This is a genomic window from Tessaracoccus defluvii (assembly GCF_014489575.1).
Taxonomy (GTDB): Bacteria; Actinomycetota; Actinomycetes; order Propionibacteriales; family Propionibacteriaceae; genus Arachnia; species Arachnia defluvii.
Genome location: NZ_CP060789.1, coordinates 1,141,697 through 1,159,639, shown reverse-complemented (window position 1 = coordinate 1,159,639; position 17,943 = coordinate 1,141,697). Strand labels below are relative to the sequence as shown.

Genomic DNA, 17,943 nt, shown 5'->3' with positions numbered 1-17,943 from the left:
CCCCGTCAGCGGCGGGCGTGCAGCAGATACAGCGACGAGCTGGCGGCCCAGTTGGCCGCCCCGTTGCCCAGCCGATGACGGTGTCCGTCCGCGTCGAGGGGGATGCGCTGGTCGATGGCCATGTCCAGGCTCGAGAAGAGCGGCTCCAGGTCCCGCAGCGACGAGTGGTGCAGGTTGGGCGTGTCGTACCAGGAGAACGGCAGGTCCTTCGACATCGGCATCCTGCCGCGCAGCAGCCGCAGGCGGTTGCGCCAGTAGGCGAAGTTCGGCATCGAGATGACCGAGTGCACCGCGATGCGGCCCATCTCGGCCAGCACGTTGCGGGGACGGTGGACGGTCTGCAGCGTGCGGGACAGGACGACGAAGTCGTAGGAGTCGGCGGAGAACTCCCCCAGCTCCGAGTCGAGGTCGAGCTCGATGACGTCGACACCGCGACGCAGGCAGGCCAGCACATTCCCCGCGTTGAGATCGACGCCGGTGCCTGTGCATCCCTTCTCCTGCAGCAGCTGCAGCAGGTCGCCGTCGCCACAGCCCAGGTCGAGGACCCGGGACCCTCCGGGATGAGTTCGGCGATCAAGGCCAGGTCGGCACGGAAACGGACGGTCATCGGAGCTCCTCCGCCGCACGGGTGAGGAAGGCCGCGACGGTGGCGTGGTAGTCGGGCAGGTCGAGCAGGAACGAGTCGTGGCCCCACGGTGAGCGGATCTCCCGGAACGAGGTGGGGATCCTGGCCCCCTCGAGGTGACGGACGATGCGCCGCGAGTGGGCGGTCGAGAAGCGCCAGTCGGTGTCGAAGCTGATCAGCAGGAACCGGCTCGGGTCGGCGATCTGCCGCTCGAGCGCGGCAGGGTCGGCGAACGGATCGAAGTAGTCCATCACCCGCGTGAGGTACAGGTAGCTGAGGGCGTCGAACCGGCTGAGGAACCGCTCCCCCTGGTACTCCAGGTAGCTCTCGACGGCGAAGTCCACGCCGAAGTCGACCGACAGCTCGCCACGCTGGGCGTCGCGGCCGAACTTCTCCTCGAACGCCTCCTCGGACAGGTACGTGATGTGGGCCATCATCCGCGCGACGGCGAGTCCCTTCCGCGGGGCCGTCCCCGCCGTCAGGAACCGTCCGTCGTGGAAGCCCGAGTCACGCATGATGGCCGAGCGGCCGACGGCGCTGAAGGCGATGTTCTGGGCCGTGAGCCGGGACGAGGCGGCGATGACGACGGCGCGCCCCACCTCGGCCGGGTACGACAGCGCCCACTGGAGCACCTGCATGCCACCCAGCGAGCCGCCCACGACGGCCGCGAACTTCTCGATGCCCAGATGCCGGGCGAGCCGACGGTGGACCTCGACGAAGTCCTCCATGTGCAGCAGGGGGAAGTCGAGCGCGTACGGCTCCCCCGTCGCAGGATTCACGGACGCCGGCCCGGTGGTGCCCTGGCAGCCGCCGAGGATGTTCGAACACACGACGAACCAGCGGTCGGTGTCGATGGGCCGCCCGGGCCGATGATGTTGTCCCACCAGCCCGGCCGATCGTCCCCCTCGTGGAAGCCGGCGGCGTGGGCGTCGCCGGTCAGCGCATGGCAGATGTAGACGGCGTTCGAGTGGTCGGCGTTGAGCGTCCCGTAGGTCTCGTACGCCACGTCGACACGCTCGAGGATCCCGCCGCTCCTGGTGACCATGGGGTCGCCGTCGCCGAACACGGTCGCGATCCTGGTCTCGACGATGCCGACGGAGGGCTTGGCGGGTTCGCTCACAGGCCCCATTGTTGCGCACACGGCGATAGCGTGGCCGCATGAGCCATTTCACTGCGTTCAGCGTCACGATGGACGCCGCGGACCCGGCCGCACAGGGGCGCTTCTGGGCCGAGGCGCTCGGCTACGTCCTCGAGCCGCCCCCTCCCCCGCACGAGACGTGGGAGGAGACGCTGATCAGCTGGGGCCTGCCGGAGGAGCGCTGGAACGACGCGTCGGCGATCGTCGATCCCACCGGTGTCGGACCCCGGGTGTTCATCCAGAAAGTGCCCGAGCCGAAGTCGGCCAAGAACCGCGTGCACCTCGACGTCCGGGTCAGCACGGACCGCACCGACAAGGACCGGGAGAGGATGCTGGCCCGCGCCGACGAACTGGTCGCCATCGGCGCGACGCTCGTGCGGGTCGTCGACGACAACTTCATGGGCTACTGGATCGTGATGTCCGACCCGGAGGGCAACGAGTTCTGCCTCGTCTGAGCCGCAGGATCAGCCGACGACGACGCCCAGCAGGCTGCCGATCCCCCAGGTGACGACCAGCGCGATCGCGCCACCGACGACCACCCGTCCGATGGCCGGACGGATCGGGGCGCCGCCCAGCTTCGCTCCCAGCCCGCCGGTGACCGCCAGCGCGATGATGACGGCGACGATCGTGATGGGGATGCGCCACGCGATGGGAAGCAGAATGATCGTGAGGAGCGGCAGGAGCGCGCCGGCCAGGAACGCGATCGCCGAGGCGTAGGCGGCGTGGCCGGGGTTCAGCACCTCGTCCTCGTCCAGGCCGTAGTCCTGGTGCAGGTGGGCGCGGACGGCAGCCTCGCTCGACAGGTCGGCCACGATCAGTTCCGCGGTGCTCTCCGAGATGCCCTGCTCCCGGTAGCCCTCGACCAGGCGCCGGTTCGCGGCCGCGCGGTCACCGAGCACGAGCTCCGTGACCCTCGAGATGAGGGAGCGCTGCGAGTCGGCCGCGCTCGACACGGAGACGAACTCCCGAGCGCCATCGAGATGGCGCCGCCGACCACGGCCGCGATGCCGGCCAGCAGGACGGGGTCACGGTGGGCGTCGCAGCGGCGACACCGACCAGCGTCGCGCCCACCGACACGATGCCGTCGTTGGCGCCCAGGACACCGGCGCGCAGCCAGTTCAGTCGGTCGGAGAGAGCCTTCGCTCCATCGGGCTGGGGTTCGCTGATGATCGTTCGCTTCCCGGTGTCGGTGGTGGTCATGGGGCCCATTCGACCACCACCGACGCCTCATTTCCAGGGAGGCAAGGCTAGCCTCAGAGCTGGTCCAGGGCCGCCGCGAGGTCCTCGATGATGTCGTCGACGTTCTCGATGCCGATCGACAGACGCACCATCTCCGCGGGCACCCCGGCGGCGACGAGCTCCTCGTCGCTGAGCTGCGAGTGCGTCGTCGACGCGTTGTGGATCACCAAGGACTTCGCGTCTCCGATGTTGGCCAGGTGGCTGAACAGCTTCAGCCCGCTGACCAGCGCCACCCCCGCCTCGCGGCCGCCGGCCAGCCCGAACGACACCAGGCCGCCGAAGCCGCCCTTGAGCACCCGCTGGGCGATCTCGTACGAGGGGCTGGAAGCGAGGCCCGGGTAGTTCACCCAGGAGACCTTCTCGTGTCCCTCGAGGAACTCCGCCACCTTCAGCGCGTTGCTGCTGTGACGCTCCATCCGCAGGTGCAGCGTCTCGATGCCCTGCAGGATCAGGAACGCGTTGAGCGGCGCGATCGCCGCGCCGGTGTTGCGGAGCAGGACGGTGCGGGCCCGGATGATGTAGGCGGCGGCGCCCGCCGCCTCCGTCCAGACGGCGCCGTGGTAGGCGGCGTCGGGGCGGGTGAGCCCGGGAACCGGTCGGAGTGGGCCGCCCAGTCGAACTTTCCGGAGTCGACGATGAGGCCGCCGAGTGACGTGCCGTGGCCACCCAGGTACTTGGTGGCGGCGTGCACCACGACGTCGACGCCGTGGTCGAAGGCGCGGGTCAGGTGCGGCGTGGGCACGGTGTTGTCGACGATGAACGGCAGGCCGAGGCTGTGCGCGGCCTCCGACCAGGCGTCGAGGTCGATCACGTTGAGGGCCGGATTGCCGACGGTCTCCCCGAAGACCAGCTTCGTCCTGTCATCGACATACTTGTGCAGGTCCTGCGGGCGGGCCGGGTCGACGAAGCGGGCCTCGATACCGAACTGCGACAGCGTGTGCGCGAACAGTGCGTAGGTGCCGCCGTACAGGGTGGCCAGCGCCACGATGTTGTCCCCGGCGTAGGTCAGGTTGAGCACCGAGTAGGTGACGGCGGCGGCCCCTGACGCGGTGGCCAGCGCCCCGACGCCACCCTCGAGGGCGGTGATCCGCTCCTCGAGCACGTTCTGCGTCGGGTTCATGATGCGCGAGTAGATGTTGCCCGGGGTACGCAGCGCGAACAGGTCGGCGGCATGCTGGGCGTCGTCGAAGACGAAGCTGGTGGTCTGGTAGATCGGCACGGCGCGGGCGTTCGTGGCGGAATCGGCCGACTCCTGGCCGGCGTGGACGGCGAGCGTCTCGGGGCGGTATGCCATGGGTGGTGTCCCTTCTGAGGTTGCCGAGAACGGTAGTCGGCGGCGGCCCGCCGTGTGGCGGCATCCACGCTGTGAGGCGCCTCGGTTCGCTGTCAGCATCATTCGCCGCCCGGGATCGCACGGGCGGCCCGGCGGCCCGCCTAACCTCCCCTGGGCAGGAGCCCGCCGACCCTCCTCAGTAGCCTGAAGCCATGACCAGTCAGCCACGGCCCACCCAGGCCGACGTCGCACGCCTCGCCGGCGTTTCGACCGCTACGGTCAGCTACATCCTCAGCGGACGGTCCAGCCGGTCGACGCCAGCGTCGCCTGAGACGCAGCAGCGGGTCTTCGACGCGATGGAGCAGCTCGGCTACAACCCGCAGTGGGCAGCGAGGGCCCTCAAACGACGTCCGAGCGGCATCGTGACGGTCCTGACCCATGTTCCGCTGCCTACCCTCTCCAGCGAACTGATCAGTCAGGTGCAGGACCTGGCCGGTGCGAGGGAGATGGAGACCGTGTTCCTCCAGTACAGCGACGACGCGAGCCTGGCCCGCCAGTTGCGGCTCGTCCGCGGCGGCCTCGCCGACGCCCTCATCGTCATGGGCCTGGAGAACATGGCCGAGGCGACACAGTCGCGGCTGGCTGCCCTTCCCATCCCTGTCCTGGCTGTGGCCAACGAGGCTCCGCCGGGGCTGTCGCTGATCCGACGGCATGAGAGGGCGGCGCTCATCGACCTCTTCGCGCATCTGCGCCGCTCCGGCTCCCAGGGCGTGCACTATGTGACAGCCACGCCGCGGGTCAACCGTCGCGTGCTCGACCGCAGGACCGCGGTGGTGACCGAGGCCGCCGCCATAACCGGCGTCGTGCCTGTGCTGCATCGGGTCGCCGTCGCGCCTGATCCCGTTCAGGCGAGGGCGATCCTCGACGGCATCTCCGTGGACGGTACCCAGGCGGTCGTCTGCCAGTCCGACCGGATGGCCATCACCCTGGCCTGCGTCGCGCGCAACGCCGGGATCGCCGTGCCGGGAGCCCTGCGCATCGCCGGCATGGGCAACATCGCCGAGGGGGCATTGACCCAGCCGTCGCTCACGACCGTGGGCGTGCGCGATCCCGACTACCGGTCCGTCATCGGCCACCTTCTCGACCGCGCCGAGGACCCGACCATCGCGCCAGAGACGTTCGACACACCCTGGGAGCTTCTCGTCCGCGACTCGGCCTGACGGCTGCGCCTGGACGCGACACGGCGCCCCGGCGGTAGGAATGGAGTCCCGCCGGGGCGCCGATCTCTGTGGCGGTCCTGCCCGCCGCCCCGCCGTCTGACAAGCGGGACATCTCTTTAGTGCGCGAGGGTGTCGGCGGCGCGATGCCGCCCCAGAACCCCTCCGGGGAGAACAGCCGCTCGAGCACTGTGTCGAACATGCCGGTCTCGTTCAGGAGTTCGAGCACGGTGTAGCGCGACCGGATCATGTACGCCTTGTGGTGCGTGGCGCGGAAGCGGTCCCAGTCGATCCCGATCAGTTCGGGATGGTTCGGGGCGCCGGCGGCGTGCAGCATGGAGGCTGCCTCCTGCGGCGAGACGAGCTGCGGGCTGACGCGCTCCTTGATGACGCTCCAGCGCTCGCGGAGCCGCTCGAGACGGGCCAGGAGCTCCTCCCCCTCCACGTGCTTGGCCAGGGACGCGGCGATCGCCTCATCCTGGATGCGTGCGGGCAGCGACGCGCGGATCCTGGCCTCGATCGCGTCCCGCCCCGGGGCTGCCGCGACGATGGCGTCGAGGTCGAGGGCGTCGATGTCGAGGCGCAGGGCCTCCTCCCAGAGCGCGAGGGAGGCGACGGTGCCGACGGCGACCTTGTAGCCGTGGCTGAGCGGCGGCTCCCAGTCGAGGCCGTGGCCCTCCATCTCCCAGGTGTGGGAGAACTGGTGGCCGGCTCCCGAGGCGGGCCGCGACGACTTCATCGCCTGCATGGCCAGGCCGGACAGGACGTTGCCCTCCGCGAGCCCGGCGATGGCGCCCTTGTCGCCGGCGGCGACGCCCGCGGGGTCCCCCAGCGCATTGCGGAGTCGGCCCTGCACGAGGCCCCAGACGTAGTCGTCGATCGCTTCGACGCCGAGCTCATCGGCGAGGATCCAGTCGGCGCCGGCGGGGATCTTCTCGATCAGGTCGCCGTAGCCGGTCGAGGAGAGGCGCTGCGGGGCACCCGCCATGACCTCGAGGTCGGCGACGAGCCCGGCCGGAGCGGGACAGTTTCGCGTGATCTTGAATCCGTCCACCGAGATGGAGGCGCCGTAGGCGGCGAAGCCGTCCACCGAGGCCGCGGTGCAGACGTTGAGGTACTCGCGGCCCAGTTCGCCGGAGGCGAGCTTGGTCAGGTCGTTGAGGGTGCCGGCGGCGATGGAGCAGGCGACGGTGTCGTCGAGCCCCGCCAGGAGGTTCCGGATGGTCGTCGTGTTGTCGTAGTCGGCGTAGAGGGTCGGTGTGCCGGGGAAGATGTGGGGCTCGGCGGCGAACTCGACGCCCGCCTCCAGGAGGGAGGCGACGACCTGCTCGCCCGCGACGGCGAAGGTGTTGCCGTCGGCGACGACCAGCACCTTCTTGCCGGGGAAGAGGGAGCGGAACAGGGTGCCGGTGCGGCCGAGGACGTCCTCGCCGAACTCGATGGCCCGGGTTTCGTCGGCACTCTCCAGAGCGGTGGCGATGAGTGACATGGGGGTTCCTTTCGCGGCTGTTGCGCGTCTCGTCAGGCGTGCGTCTCGTCGGCGGTCCAGCCGAGTTCATCCCACACGTGGGCGGGGATCAGCTGGTCGATGCGTTCGAGGATGTAGGTGGGGCGGTGGTCGACGGGGGCGGCCGCCACGTCATCGAGGGTGGAGTCGCCGGTCAGCGTCATGGCCGAGGGCATCGAGGCGCGGACAGCGAGCTCGATGTCGGTGCCGAGCCGGTCCCCCACCATGACGCACCGGGCCGGGTCGACGTCGAGGCCGGCGAGGGCCTGCGTGACCATGTTCGGGTCGGGCTTGCCGACGATCTGCCGGCACGTCGTGCCGGTGCAGGCCTCGATGGCGGCGACGATGGCGGCACAGTCCGGCTCGCCCCGGCCGCCCGGGAACGGGCAGTACCGGTCGGGGTTGGTGGCGACGAGGAACGCCCGCTTGTGGAACCAGATGGCGTCGAAGGCGATCTGCAGCTTGCGGTAGTCGAAGCCGCGGTCGTACGAGGCGATCACAATGTCGATCCGGGCGGGGTCGTCGCTCATCGCGATGCCCGCCGCCTCAAGCGCGTCGATGAGGGGCTGCTCCGCGATCGGGAACACCACGGCGTCGCGGTGGTTGGCGAGCAGGAAGTTCACCATGGTCGCGACCGTGTTCGCGATGTCGGGCAGCGCGGTGGGGAGCCCCAGCCGCTCCAGCTTCTCGGCGTACTGCGTCGGCGCCTTGGTCGGGTTGTTGGACAGGAAGCGGACCGGGATGTCGCGGCGGCGGAGTTCTTCGATCATGCGTCGCGCACCCGGGAGCAGTTCCTCTCCCAGATAGATGGTGCCGTCCAGGTCGAAGAGGTACGCGTCGTACAGCTCTGTCGGGCGTGCGAGCGGGATGTTCTCCATGGCTGCCTTCGTTGGTCTCGTGCTTGTCTCCGATTCCGACTGTAGGAGACCTGCCCCGGCACTGTGCCCACCAGACAGGGATCCTGCACAAGTGAGCGGAAAGGTGTCAGTCGTCGGTCGCGGGACGAGCCGCGTGAAACGTCTCCGTGACGGGCGACCGGCCCAGGAGCGCGGTGGCCAACTCGACGTCCACGACGAGGTCGGTGAGGATGCCGGAGCGGCAGACGGCGTGGACGGCCGCCGCCTTCCGTGGGTCAGCGGCCGCCGCGATGACCCGCGGCACCTTCGCCAACTGGCGAGGGGTGATGTTGAGTGTGTGCCGGCTGTTGGAGCTCACGGTGTGGCCGTCGGCCGCGAACAGTGCGCCCTGCACCTCCCCCACGGATCCGGAGGCCCGCACACTCTGCAGGAAGCGCTCCGGGATCGCGGAGTAGGCCATCGACAGGGCGTCCGTGCCGACCGCGCCGATCCCGACGACCGCGGTGGTAATGCGGTCGAAGTCGGCGACGACCGACGCGATGTTCGGATGCCGGCGGGCGGCGTGGGCCTGGCGGGCGTCGCTGATGAAGAATGGCGCCCGGATGACACGCGCCGACGTCCCCCCGGTGAGAGCGACGCTGCGGCGCGTCAGCTGTGCGGCCGAGTTGCTCACGTCTCCGGGGAACCGGCCGGACAACTGCACGATCTCCACAGCGGGCAGGTGGTCGATGTCGTCGAACATGGTGTCGAGCGTCCGGCCCCAGCCGATGCCCAGCACCTCGCCCTCCGCGAGCCCCTCGTTGAGGAGCGTTCCGGCCTCCCGGCCGACCGCAGCCCTCACATTGCCCGTGTCGCCGAACACCTCGACGACTCGGACCCGCCGCAGGCCAAGGTGGTGGGCCAGTTCCTGGGAGAGTGCGGGCAGCGGGCTGCTGGACATCACAGTGATCGACACGATGCCCACCCGCCTGGCCTCCTCGAGGCAGCGCGCGACCTTGAACCTGGAGATGCCCAGCTCGTCGGCGATCTCGACGCGGGATCTGCCGTCGATGTGGAACGCCTTCGCCACCGTCACCAATGTGCGACGGTGCGCCGCCCCCAGTCGCTCGAGGTCGCGGGGCCGCCCGATCCCGCGGGAGGTCTCGCCCTCCGGGGAGGTCGCAGACATCAGGCCGGCACGCTCGCGAGGAGGTCGAGGACGAGCACCTGGGCCTCGGTGTTGGACTCATCGGCCGGGTAGATCAGCAGCACGCGGGAGCCGACCTTCTTGCCGAGCAGTTCGATGGCGTTCGCGCTAGGGACCTGCTGGTAGCCGACCTCCCAGTCGACCTCCGTCTCGCCGCCCCAGTCGCCGCCGACCATGTGGTAGAAGACGGTGTCGGCTTCGGTGATCTCGGCGCCTGCGCCTTCTGAGAGGACGATGATCTGGGACTCTGCCGGCGCGGTCGAGCCATCGGCGTAGACGAGGCTCGGCTGGCTGCCGAGGTCGCCCTCGACCGTGAGGCCGGCGGGCAGTTCGGCGTCGGTCGCCGTCGCGGCGGCGAGCGCGTCGGTGGTGATGGCGGTGGAACCGAGCACATCGACGACGAACACGAGCGTCGAGCCGGCGGGGATGGTCCCGCTGTCCTGGTCGCCGTAGCCGTAGACCGGCGGGACGACGATCTGGACCTGGTCGCCCACCCTGGTGCCGGCGAGCCCGTACTTCCAGCCGTCGACGACCTGGTTGAGCGAGAAGCTCGTCGACTCCCCACGGTCGTAGGACGAGTCGAACTGTGAGCCGTCGCTCCAGAGGAAGCCCGCGTAGTTCACCTTGACGTAGGCGCCTTCGGCCACCTCGTCGCCGTCGCCCGCCTTCAATGTCTTGACGCTGATGTCAGCAGGAGGGTCGGTCGGGGTCGTCTCCATGGTGGGGATGCCCGCGCCGTCGAATGTGATCGTGGGCAGGTCTCCCTGCGGGTCGCGGTCCACGGTCGGCGGGGTGCCGGTGGTCCCCGTCGTCGACTCCGCCGAGGCAGAGCCCGACGCAGACGGCGATGACTCCGGGGTCGCGGTCGGGGTGGAACAACCGGCGAGGGCCAGCAGGGCGCTAAGCGCCAGGAGGACGGGGGTCCGGAACTTCATGAGGTGACGATCTCTCCGCGGCCATGTGGCCTGCATCGGGGTAGGGCGCGGAGGCGCCCGCCGTCCCAGATTACCTGGCGCCTCTGTGGACGACCTGTGCGGAGCCCGCCATGTCAGTCGTGGGCAGCGACGCGACCGAGGCGCCCTCGATCAGGCGGCCCCGGATCCAGACCTGCTCGACGGCCCTGTCCGGATCGTCGATGGTGGCCACCAGGATGCGCGCCGAACTCTGCGCTATCTCCGCGATCGGCTGGGCGATCGTCGTCAGCTGTGGGTTGTGGAACTCGGCGAGGTCCAGGCCGTCGAAGCCGACGAGTGACACATCGTCCGGGATCACCAGCCCAGCCTCGCGGAACGCGCGCGCCGCCCCAACCGCGACCGCGTCACAGACCCCGACGAACGCCGTGACCGGCTCGGCATCCGCGGGGCGGGCGGCCAGCCACTCCCGGGTCGACTCGTAGCCATTGCGCATCGAGTACGGCTCCGCCCCGATGACCGACGGCACGGCGAGCGTCGGGTCGACGGCGACATCGGCGGCCTCCAGGGCGCGGGTGTAGCCGGTGAGCCGCAGCGCCCACGGGTGGTCGCCGTCTTGTTCTGCACCGGCGCCGATGAAGCCGATGCGGCGATGTCCGCGCGCCAGCAGGTGTTCGGTCAGGTCACGGCCGCCGGCCAGGTCGTCGACCGAGATCGAGGCGTGCTCGGCGGCGCTGCCCGAATAGTCGGGGTGGTGCAGAACACCATCGGCACGTCGATCTCGGCGAGCCTGCGGCTTAGTTGGGCGGACGACTCCGGGTCGGCATTGCCGTAGCGGCCCAGGAAGACGACTCCCGTGAACTTGCCCTGCCGCACGATTCGTTCGACCGTGGCGGCGTGGTCCGTCTGCTTGTCGGCGATGTGCGACAGCGTCGTGTCGTACCCGGCGGCGGCGAAATCCGTCTCCAGGCACTGCAGGATCTCGATCAGCATCTGGCCCAGCTCGCCCTGGATGAAGACGGCGATGGTCCGTGTGGAGCCGATCTTGAGGTGCCGCGCGCTGGCGTTCGGCACGTAGCCGTGTTCCTCGGCCGCGGCCCGGATCCGGGCGCGCGTCGTCGGGTTCACGTCGGCGCGGTCGTTCATGGCGCGCGACACCGTCGAGACGGCGACGCCGCAGATCCGCGCCAGTTCCTTGATGGTCATCTCTGACACGGGTCAGCGCCTCCTTGACGCGTGGGCCTCAGCCCTTGACGGCGCCGGCGACGACGCCCGCAATGATGTGCTTCTGGCTGGCCAGGTAGAACACGACGACGGGAATCATGGCGAGCACGAGCACGCCCATCATGGCACCCATGTCGATGGAGCCGTATCCGCCACGCAGGTACTGAACGGCGATCGGGATCGTCATGTAGTTCTTCAGATCGAGCGTCAGGTACGGCAGCAGGTAGTCGTTCCACAGCCACATGACCTCGAGGATCGCGACCGTGATCACCGCGGGCTTCATCATGGGCAGCACGATGAGGAAGAAGGTGCGGACGGGCCCGCAGCCGTCGATCGTCGCGGCCTCCTCGATCTCGAAGGGGATGCCCTTGACGAAGCCGGTGAAGATGAACACCGCGAGGCCGGCGCCGAAGCCGAGGTAGATGATCCACAACCCGAATGGGTTGTTGAGCCCGAGGTAGTCGGCGAGCCACGACAGGGTGAACATCACCATCTGGAACGGGACGACCAGGTTGAACAGGAACGCGGTGTACAGCGTCTTGGCGTAGCGGTTGTCCATCCGCACGACCCACCAGGCGGTCATCGATGTGCAGATGACGATCAGGAGGGTGGCGCCGGTCGTGATGACCAGCGACCAGACGAACGAGCTCAGGAAGTTGGTGAGCTCGACGCCGCGGAAGTAGTTCGCGAAGCCGACGAAGCTCTCGGTACTCGGGAGCGCGAAGGGCTCCGAGGCGATGTAAACCTTGTCCTTGAACGAGTTGATGAGGACGAGGGCGATGGGGAACATGTAGACGACGGCGATGACGGCGAAGATCGTCGTCCACAGCCATCCGCGGCGGGGGGTGTCGTTCATGCCACGGCCTCCTTCGAGCGGGCGAAGCGGTTCTGGGCCAGGGCGATGACCGCGACGATGATGAGGAAGATGACGGCCTTGGCCTGGCCGACGCCCTCGAAGCCGGTGCGGCCGTAGAAGGTGTTGAAGATGTTGAGCGCTAGCATCTCGGACATGCGCGACGGCGCGCCGTTCGTGAGCGCCAGGTTCTGGTCGAACATCTTGAAGCCGTTGGTGATAGTGAGGAAGGTGACGACCGTGATCGACGGCATGACCAGGGGCAGGGTGACGTGGCCCAGGATCTTGCTGCCGGAGGCGCCGTCCATCTCAGCGGCCTCGTACAGCTCGCCGGGGATCGCCTGCAGACCGGCGATGTAGATGATCATCATGTAGCCGATCTGCTGCCAGCAGAGCAGGACGACCATGCCCCAGAAACCGTAGGTGGAGTCGTAGGTGATGGAGCGGGCCCAGTAGCCGAGGATGCCGTTGAGCAGCAGCAGCCAGATGTAGCCGAGCACGATGCCGCCGATGAGGTTCGGCATGAAGAAGACGGAGCGGAAGAGGTTGCGGCCCCGGAACGTCTTCACCAGGAAGAACGCCAGGGTGAAGGCGCCCACGTTGATGATGATCGTCGTCACGATCGCGAACGCGGCCGTGTACCAGAGCGAATGCAGGAAGATGTCGTCTCCCAGCAGCTTGGCGTAGTTGTCGAGTCCCACCCACGTCGACTTGGTCACGGTGCGGAACTCGGTGAAAGAGAGGTAGACCCCCAGTGCGAACGGGACAACGAACCCGATCATGAATGCGGCCAGGGTCGGGCCGGTGAACAGCCATCCCCAGTTCCGTAGCGACTTCTTCATTGATGTGCTCCTTGACAGGGAGGGCGCGGCACGTGGCCGCGCCCTCCCCTGGTCGGATGCGGGTCAGCTGACCCGCGGTCGATTCCTTAGCCGTTGGTGAGCTGGTACTCGGAAGCCCAGCCGTCGACGAACGCGGTCACGACTGCGTCCCACTCACCGGTCTCCTGCGCGTACTCGAGCAGGGACTGGCCGACACCGTTCTTCCACTCCTCGGAGGGCATGACGGTGAAGTTCCAGGTGACGGCGGTCTTGCCGGCCTCAGTATAGGCGGCATCAGCCTGGATGAACGGGTTCGACGGCAGGTAGTCGGCGAACGTGTCGAACGGCGTCACGAAGCCCATGGTGTTGGCCAGGGAATCGCGGCCCGCGTCGGACGTGATGACCCAGTCGAGGAAGTCGGCGGTGGCCTTCTGGTCAGCCTCGGAGACCTCGTTGTTGATCACCCAGTAGTTCTCGGAACCAGTGGTCAGACCCTGGTTCTCCTCGCCCTCGGCGCCGATGTAGATCGGCATCATGCCGAGGTCCTCGTCGGCGACGGCCTGGCCCTTGATGTCGTTGTAGGCCCAGGTGCCGTTCTGGTAGAAGGCGGCCTTGCCGAGCGCGAAGTCGGCGTTGGCGTCCTCACCGGTCTTGCTCGACAGGAGCGTGCGCTCGGTGGTCGAGTTGTTGATGTACAGGTCGAAGATCGCCTTGTAGTTGTCGAGGTACGAGCCCTTGATCTCGGCCGGCTGGCCGGTCACGTTGTCGGCCTTGAACTCGTAGTAGAGCGGCAGGTTCGCCAGGTGCGTCTTGAAGCGCCAGTCGGACGACGGGTCGAAGCCGGCCGAGGTGAACGCGCCCTGGACGCCCAGGGCGTCCTTGTTGGCCTGGATGCCCTCGACGACGGCCTTCAGGGTGTCGAAGTTGTTGATCTCGTCGATGGAGGTCACGGCGGCGTCGGGCAGCGCGATGTACGCGTTGAGGATCGCCTTGTTGTAGATGAGGCCGTAGGTCTCCTGGACGTACGGGATCGCCTGCACGGAGCCGTCTTCGCCCTTGAGCGCGACCGACTGGTCGTTCAGGTGCTTGTAGATCGCCGTGTCGGCGAGGTCCGCAGCGTAGTCACCCCACGCGGCGAGCCCGACCGGGCCGTTGACCTGGAAGAGGGTCGGCGCATCGCTCTTGGCGATCTCCGACTTCAGCTTGGTCTCGTAGGTGCCCGACGCCGCGGTCTGGACGTCGACCTGGACGCCCGTCTCCTTGGTGTAGGTGGCAGCGAGATCGACCCACTGCTCGGCCTGCTCGGGCTTGAAGTTGAGGTAGTACACCTTGCCGGAGTCGGCTGACTGGCTACCCTCGCCACCGGTGCTCTCGCCACACGCGGTCAGCGCGCCCGTGAGGGCGGTCAGGGTGATGCCGGCCGCGACGACAGTCGCCATCCTGCGCTTGGTCATTGTCCTTGGCCTTCCTTCTTTGGATCTGGACACTCGCGCGCACGCCTCGACGCTGCTCCGCGATAGTTGAACGGAAACGATTCCGTTCGATGTGTCCGAGCATGGCACACATTCCGGAATCTCGCAAACGGTTCCGGCGAATTTGTGGGGAGGTCAGTCCTGCGGCTCGCCGGGCGTGTCCGCCTGCCCAGCGGACACATAGGGCGCGAGGGCCCGCTCCATCATCGGCGTCACGCCGAACACCACCAGCGGGTAGCCGAGGAGCAGCAGGAACGCGAGGAACTGAGGCAGCAGATTCCACGTCGCGACGATGATCGCGCCGATGCCCAGGTGGATCACCGCGATGCCCAGCGTGTACGGAAGGCGGGCGAGCGCGATCACCACGGCGTTGCGGAGCGTGCGCAGCACCGTGTTCTCGAAGCGGGCCTGCACCGTCCACACGTAGGGAAAGACCAGGACGAAGACGAGCGTGAACAGGGTCTTGAGCACGGCCAGTTCCGGGACGGGCAGGAAGATCCAGCTGGCGACGATCGCCGCGCCGACGGGGGCCACCAGCGCCCACAGCGCGGTCGCCCGGCCGAGGTTGGAACGCAGCGAGGCGAGGAAGATCCGGGTCGCTCCCCTGTCGTCTTCGCCCTGGAGCCGTCGGGACGTGTCGTACGTGGCGGTGAGGCCGGCCCCGAAGGTCAGCACGGGCAGGGCCGTGAGCGTCAGCAGCAGGTTGACGACGATGATTGCGCCGAGGGTCTCGGCCGCGCGCCACAGCGGGGCGACGCGGTCGAACAGGCCTTGGATCACGGGCCCAACCATAACCCGGCCTGGCCGTGCCGCCGAACCCGCGTGTAGGGTTCCGACCGGATACGTTTCCGGTGTGCGAATCCGCACGCCCTTCCCGAAATGGAGGCTGCGCCATGCATGAGCGCATCGTCGAGGTCGAGCCCTGGGCCGTCACCGCCACCCGGTTGGACGGGTCCGCCATCCGGCTCCTCGAGTCGCTGACGTCCACCGCCAACGGCCACTTCGGCATGCGGGGCAACTTCGAGGAAGGCTACGGCGGAGACACGCACCCCGGCACGTACGTGGCCGGCGTCTGGTTCCCCGACCGCACCCGCGTCGGCTGGTGGAAGAACGGCTACCCCGAGTACTTCGGCAAGGTGATCAACGCCACCAACGTGATCGCGATCGACCTGGCGGTCGACGGCGAGAAGGTCGACCTGCACACTGGCTCCTTCAACGACTTCCGCATGCGGCTCGATCTGCGCAACGGCCTGCTGACACGGACGTTCGACTACGCCGTCGGCACAGCCCGGGTCAGGGTCTCGTTCGAGCGCTTCCTGTCGATCGCCACGCCCGAGCTCTGCCTGCAGCGCGTGCGGGTGACCGCGCTCACCGACGGCGTCGCCGTCACGGCCACCCCGCGCCTGGACGGCGACGTCCACAACCTCGACTCCAACTACAACGAGCGGTTCTGGCAGGAGACTGCGCGCGCCACAGGAGCGGTGGACCTGCTGTCGCTGCGCACCGTCGAGAACCCGTTCGGCACGCCCCGCTTCACGGTGACCACCGGCATGCGGGCCACTGCGACGGGCCTCGAAGCGGCTGAGGTGATCGACCAGCCCTGGCAGGTCGGGCGGAGCTTCGCCGGAACCCTCGCGGCCGGAACCACGGCCGAAATCAGCAAGACCACGGCGCTGGTGACCACCCGGGACATCGACTTCCCCGCGCACGCCGAGGCCGTCGCGTCGCTCCTGGAGGCGGCCGACGGCGCGTCGTTCGACGACCACCTCGCCGCCCACAGCGCACGCTGGGAGGAGCGGTGGCGCCGCTGCGAGGTGCGGATCGACGGCGACGCCGAAGCCCAGCAGGGCATCGCGTTCAACCTGTTCCACCTCCTGTCGACCTACTACGGCGAGGACACCCGGCTGAACATCGGGCCCAAGGGGTTCACCGGCGAGAAGTACGGCGGCGCCACCTACTGGGACACCGAGGCCTACCTCGTTCCGCTGTATCTGGCGGTCGCCGCGCCCGAGGTGGCCGAGGGGCTGCTGACGTACCGGCACCGTCAGCTCCCCGAGGCGCAGCACAACGCGCGGCAGCAGGGGCTCGCAGGAGCCCTGTACCCGATGGTCACGTTCACGGGCGTCGAATGCCACAACGAGTGGGAGATCACCTTCGAGGAGATTCACCGCAACGGCGCCATCGCCTTCGCGATCTTCAACCACGCCCGGTACACGGGCGACCGGCGCTATCTGGAGGGCCCCGGCCTCGAGGTGCTGGTGGAGATCAGCCGCTTCTGGGCCGACCGCGTGCACTTCTCGGAGCGCCGCGGCCAGTGGATGCTGCACGGCGTCACCGGCCCGAACGAGTACGAGAACAACGTCAACAACAACTGGTACACGAACTACATCGCGGCCTGGGTCCTGCGGTTCACCAGCGAAACGCTGGCCGCCGTCGGTGCCGGGCGCGCCGAGGAACTGACCGTCACGCCCGACGAGCAGGCACGGTGGGACGAGATCGCCTCGGGCATGTATCTCCCCCACGACGACGAACTCGGGATCAACGTCCAGCACGACACGTTCCTCGACAAGGACCTCCGGCCCGTCGCGGAGCTGCCGGCCGAGCAGCGTCCGCTGAACCAGAAGTGGTCGTGGGACAGGATCCTGCGCTCCCCCTACATCAAGCAGGCCGACGTGCTGCAGGGCATGTACCTGTTCGAGGAGGACTTCACTCCCGAGGAACTGCGCCGCAACTTCGACTTCTACGAGCCGCTGACGGTGCACGAGTCGTCGCTGTCGCCGTCGATCCACTCGGTCATCGCGGCGAGGATCGGCCAGCCGGACAAGGCGGTGGATCTCTACCGACGCACCGCCCGCCTCGACCTGGACAACTACAACAACGACACCGAGGACGGCCTGCACATCACCTCGATGAGCGGCTCGTGGCTTGCGATCGTGCAGGGGTTCGCCGGCATGCGTGTCGATGACCAGGGTCTGTCGCTGCGGCCCTTCTGCCCCGACGGTTGGGACGGCTACTCCTTCACCGTCGGGATCCGCGGGAGTGTCGTCGGCGTGCGTGTCACCCGTGGGGGGACCGAGCTGTCGCTGATCGACGGCGTGCCGCTGACGGTGCGCGTTGACGGTGAGCCGGTCGAGGTCGGGCCGCTCGAGGCGTCCGTCTGCTGATCGGGGGCGGCCGGCGTCAGGCCTCCACGGGCCTGGCGTCGGCCGCGGTCTCAGCGTCCTGTGTCGCGGCCCAGGCCGCCAGCAGCCGCAGGCCGTCGGCTGCCGGTGAGCCCTCCGCCGCGGTGTAGACGTTCAGCACCAGACCCGGCTCGCTGGGCAGTTCCATGGACTCGTAGGTCAGGTCGAGGTCGCCGACGACCGGGTGGTGGAGGCGCTTGACGCCGCTGCGGTGCAGTTTGACGTCCTGCGAGGCCCAGCGTTGCCGGAAGAGCTCGCTCTGGGTCGACAGTTCACCGACCAGCCGGATCAGTTCCGGGTCGTGCGGGTTGCGGCCGGCCTCGAGACGCAGCATGGCGGCCGAGTCGTGGGAGACCTGGTCGTAGTCGCGCCAGAACTGACGTGCGGCGGGGTTGAGGTAGGTGAACCGGGCCGTGTTGACCGGCCGGTGTCAGCCCG

At 68.5% G+C, this 17,943-nt stretch carries 16 protein-coding genes and 3 pseudogenes; 3 read left to right on the top strand and 16 right to left on the bottom strand.

From position 1 onward, the window contains the following. Positions 1-5: 5 nt before the first annotated feature. Positions 6-626 carry a methionine biosynthesis protein MetW gene (gene metW, locus H9L22_RS05485; protein WP_187721909.1) on the bottom strand — a complete coding sequence of 207 codons (621 nt, stop codon included), beginning with the start codon at positions 624-626 and terminating at the stop codon, positions 6-8. Then, positions 604-1,754 (bottom strand): annotated as a pseudogene (metX, locus tag H9L22_RS05480) (homoserine O-acetyltransferase MetX). Before metX ends, metW begins: the two are co-directional and overlap by 23 nt. 29 nt (positions 1,755-1,783) lie before the next feature. On the opposite strand from metX, the gene H9L22_RS05475 reads away from it, so the two are divergent. Next, a complete protein-coding gene (locus H9L22_RS05475; protein WP_187721908.1) occupies positions 1,784-2,218 on the top strand; it encodes a VOC family protein in 435 nt (144 codons plus the stop codon). 9 nt (positions 2,219-2,227) lie between these two features. Here the strand turns inward: H9L22_RS05475 and H9L22_RS05470 are convergent, their stop codons facing one another. The 3 genes from H9L22_RS05470 to H9L22_RS05465 all read right to left on the bottom strand — a co-directional run bounded on the left by H9L22_RS05470 (position 2,228) and on the right by H9L22_RS05465 (position 4,296). Beyond that, positions 2,228-2,716 (bottom strand): VIT1/CCC1 transporter family protein, encoded by a 489-nt coding sequence (locus H9L22_RS05470; RefSeq protein WP_226966150.1) that lies wholly within the window; start codon positions 2,714-2,716, stop codon positions 2,228-2,230. 300 nt (positions 2,717-3,016) lie between these two features. Then, positions 3,017-3,448, bottom strand: coding sequence for a PLP-dependent transferase (locus H9L22_RS19585; RefSeq protein ID WP_264292604.1), 432 nt, complete (start codon positions 3,446-3,448; stop codon positions 3,017-3,019). Positions 3,449-3,450: 2 nt separating this feature from the next. Further along, positions 3,451-4,296: a PLP-dependent transferase gene (locus tag H9L22_RS05465; protein WP_264292552.1), complete on the bottom strand. Its 846-nt coding sequence runs from the start codon at positions 4,294-4,296 to the stop codon at positions 3,451-3,453. 191 nt (positions 4,297-4,487) lie between these two features. On the opposite strand from H9L22_RS05465, the gene H9L22_RS05460 reads away from it, so the two are divergent. After that, positions 4,488-5,495: a LacI family DNA-binding transcriptional regulator gene (locus H9L22_RS05460; protein ID WP_187721907.1), complete on the top strand. Its 1,008-nt coding sequence runs from the start codon at positions 4,488-4,490 to the stop codon at positions 5,493-5,495. A 148-nt stretch (positions 5,496-5,643) separates the two neighbouring features. On the opposite strand, the pseudogene H9L22_RS05455 reads toward H9L22_RS05460, so the two are convergent. The 10 genes and pseudogenes from H9L22_RS05455 to H9L22_RS05410 form a co-directional block, all read right to left on the bottom strand. Next, a pseudogene (locus tag H9L22_RS05455) lies at positions 5,644-6,981 on the bottom strand (sn-glycerol-1-phosphate dehydrogenase); the annotation flags it as partial. A gap of 32 nt (positions 6,982-7,013) precedes the next feature. Continuing rightward, positions 7,014-7,877: an HAD-IIA family hydrolase gene (locus H9L22_RS05450; protein ID WP_187721905.1), complete on the bottom strand. Its 864-nt coding sequence runs from the start codon at positions 7,875-7,877 to the stop codon at positions 7,014-7,016. A 106-nt stretch (positions 7,878-7,983) separates the two neighbouring features. Continuing rightward, positions 7,984-9,024 (bottom strand): sugar-binding transcriptional regulator, encoded by a 1,041-nt coding sequence (locus tag H9L22_RS05445; protein ID WP_187721904.1) that lies wholly within the window; start codon positions 9,022-9,024, stop codon positions 7,984-7,986. Further along, the gene (locus H9L22_RS05440; protein ID WP_187721903.1) at positions 9,024-9,977 is read right to left on the bottom strand and encodes an FKBP-type peptidyl-prolyl cis-trans isomerase; all 954 of its coding nucleotides are present in this window, start codon (positions 9,975-9,977) and stop codon (positions 9,024-9,026) included. Before H9L22_RS05440 ends, H9L22_RS05445 begins: the two co-directional genes overlap by 1 nt. A gap of 70 nt (positions 9,978-10,047) precedes the next feature. Continuing rightward, a complete protein-coding gene (locus tag H9L22_RS05435; protein WP_264292603.1) occupies positions 10,048-10,620 on the bottom strand; it encodes a LacI family DNA-binding transcriptional regulator in 573 nt (190 codons plus the stop codon). A gap of 11 nt (positions 10,621-10,631) precedes the next feature. After that, the gene (locus tag H9L22_RS05430) at positions 10,632-11,159 is read right to left on the bottom strand and encodes a LacI family DNA-binding transcriptional regulator (protein ID WP_226966274.1); all 528 of its coding nucleotides are present in this window, start codon (positions 11,157-11,159) and stop codon (positions 10,632-10,634) included. A 37-nt stretch (positions 11,160-11,196) separates the two neighbouring features. Next, complete coding sequence (locus H9L22_RS05425; protein WP_187721901.1) at positions 11,197-12,033, bottom strand: carbohydrate ABC transporter permease; 837 nt, start codon at positions 12,031-12,033, stop codon at positions 11,197-11,199. Continuing rightward, complete coding sequence (locus H9L22_RS05420) at positions 12,030-12,872, bottom strand: carbohydrate ABC transporter permease (protein ID WP_187721900.1); 843 nt, start codon at positions 12,870-12,872, stop codon at positions 12,030-12,032. The genes H9L22_RS05425 and H9L22_RS05420 overlap by 4 nt, the downstream gene beginning before the upstream one ends. An 86-nt stretch (positions 12,873-12,958) precedes the next feature. Beyond that, positions 12,959-14,305: an ABC transporter substrate-binding protein gene (locus tag H9L22_RS05415; protein WP_187721899.1), complete on the bottom strand. Its 1,347-nt coding sequence runs from the start codon at positions 14,303-14,305 to the stop codon at positions 12,959-12,961. Positions 14,306-14,458: 153 nt separating this feature from the next. After that, entirely contained in the window at positions 14,459-15,103 is a 645-nt protein-coding gene (locus tag H9L22_RS05410) for a YesL family protein (RefSeq protein WP_187721898.1), read from the bottom strand. A 113-nt stretch (positions 15,104-15,216) separates the two neighbouring features. Here H9L22_RS05410 and H9L22_RS05405 point away from each other — a divergent pair, with 113 nt between their 5' ends. Next, entirely contained in the window at positions 15,217-17,487 is a 2,271-nt protein-coding gene (locus tag H9L22_RS05405) for a family 65 glycosyl hydrolase domain-containing protein (RefSeq protein WP_187721897.1), read from the top strand. A gap of 16 nt (positions 17,488-17,503) precedes the next feature. On the opposite strand, the pseudogene H9L22_RS05400 reads toward H9L22_RS05405, so the two are convergent. After that, a pseudogene (locus H9L22_RS05400) lies at positions 17,504-17,920 on the bottom strand (MmyB family transcriptional regulator); the annotation flags it as partial. Between the last annotated feature and the right edge of the window lie 23 nt (positions 17,921-17,943).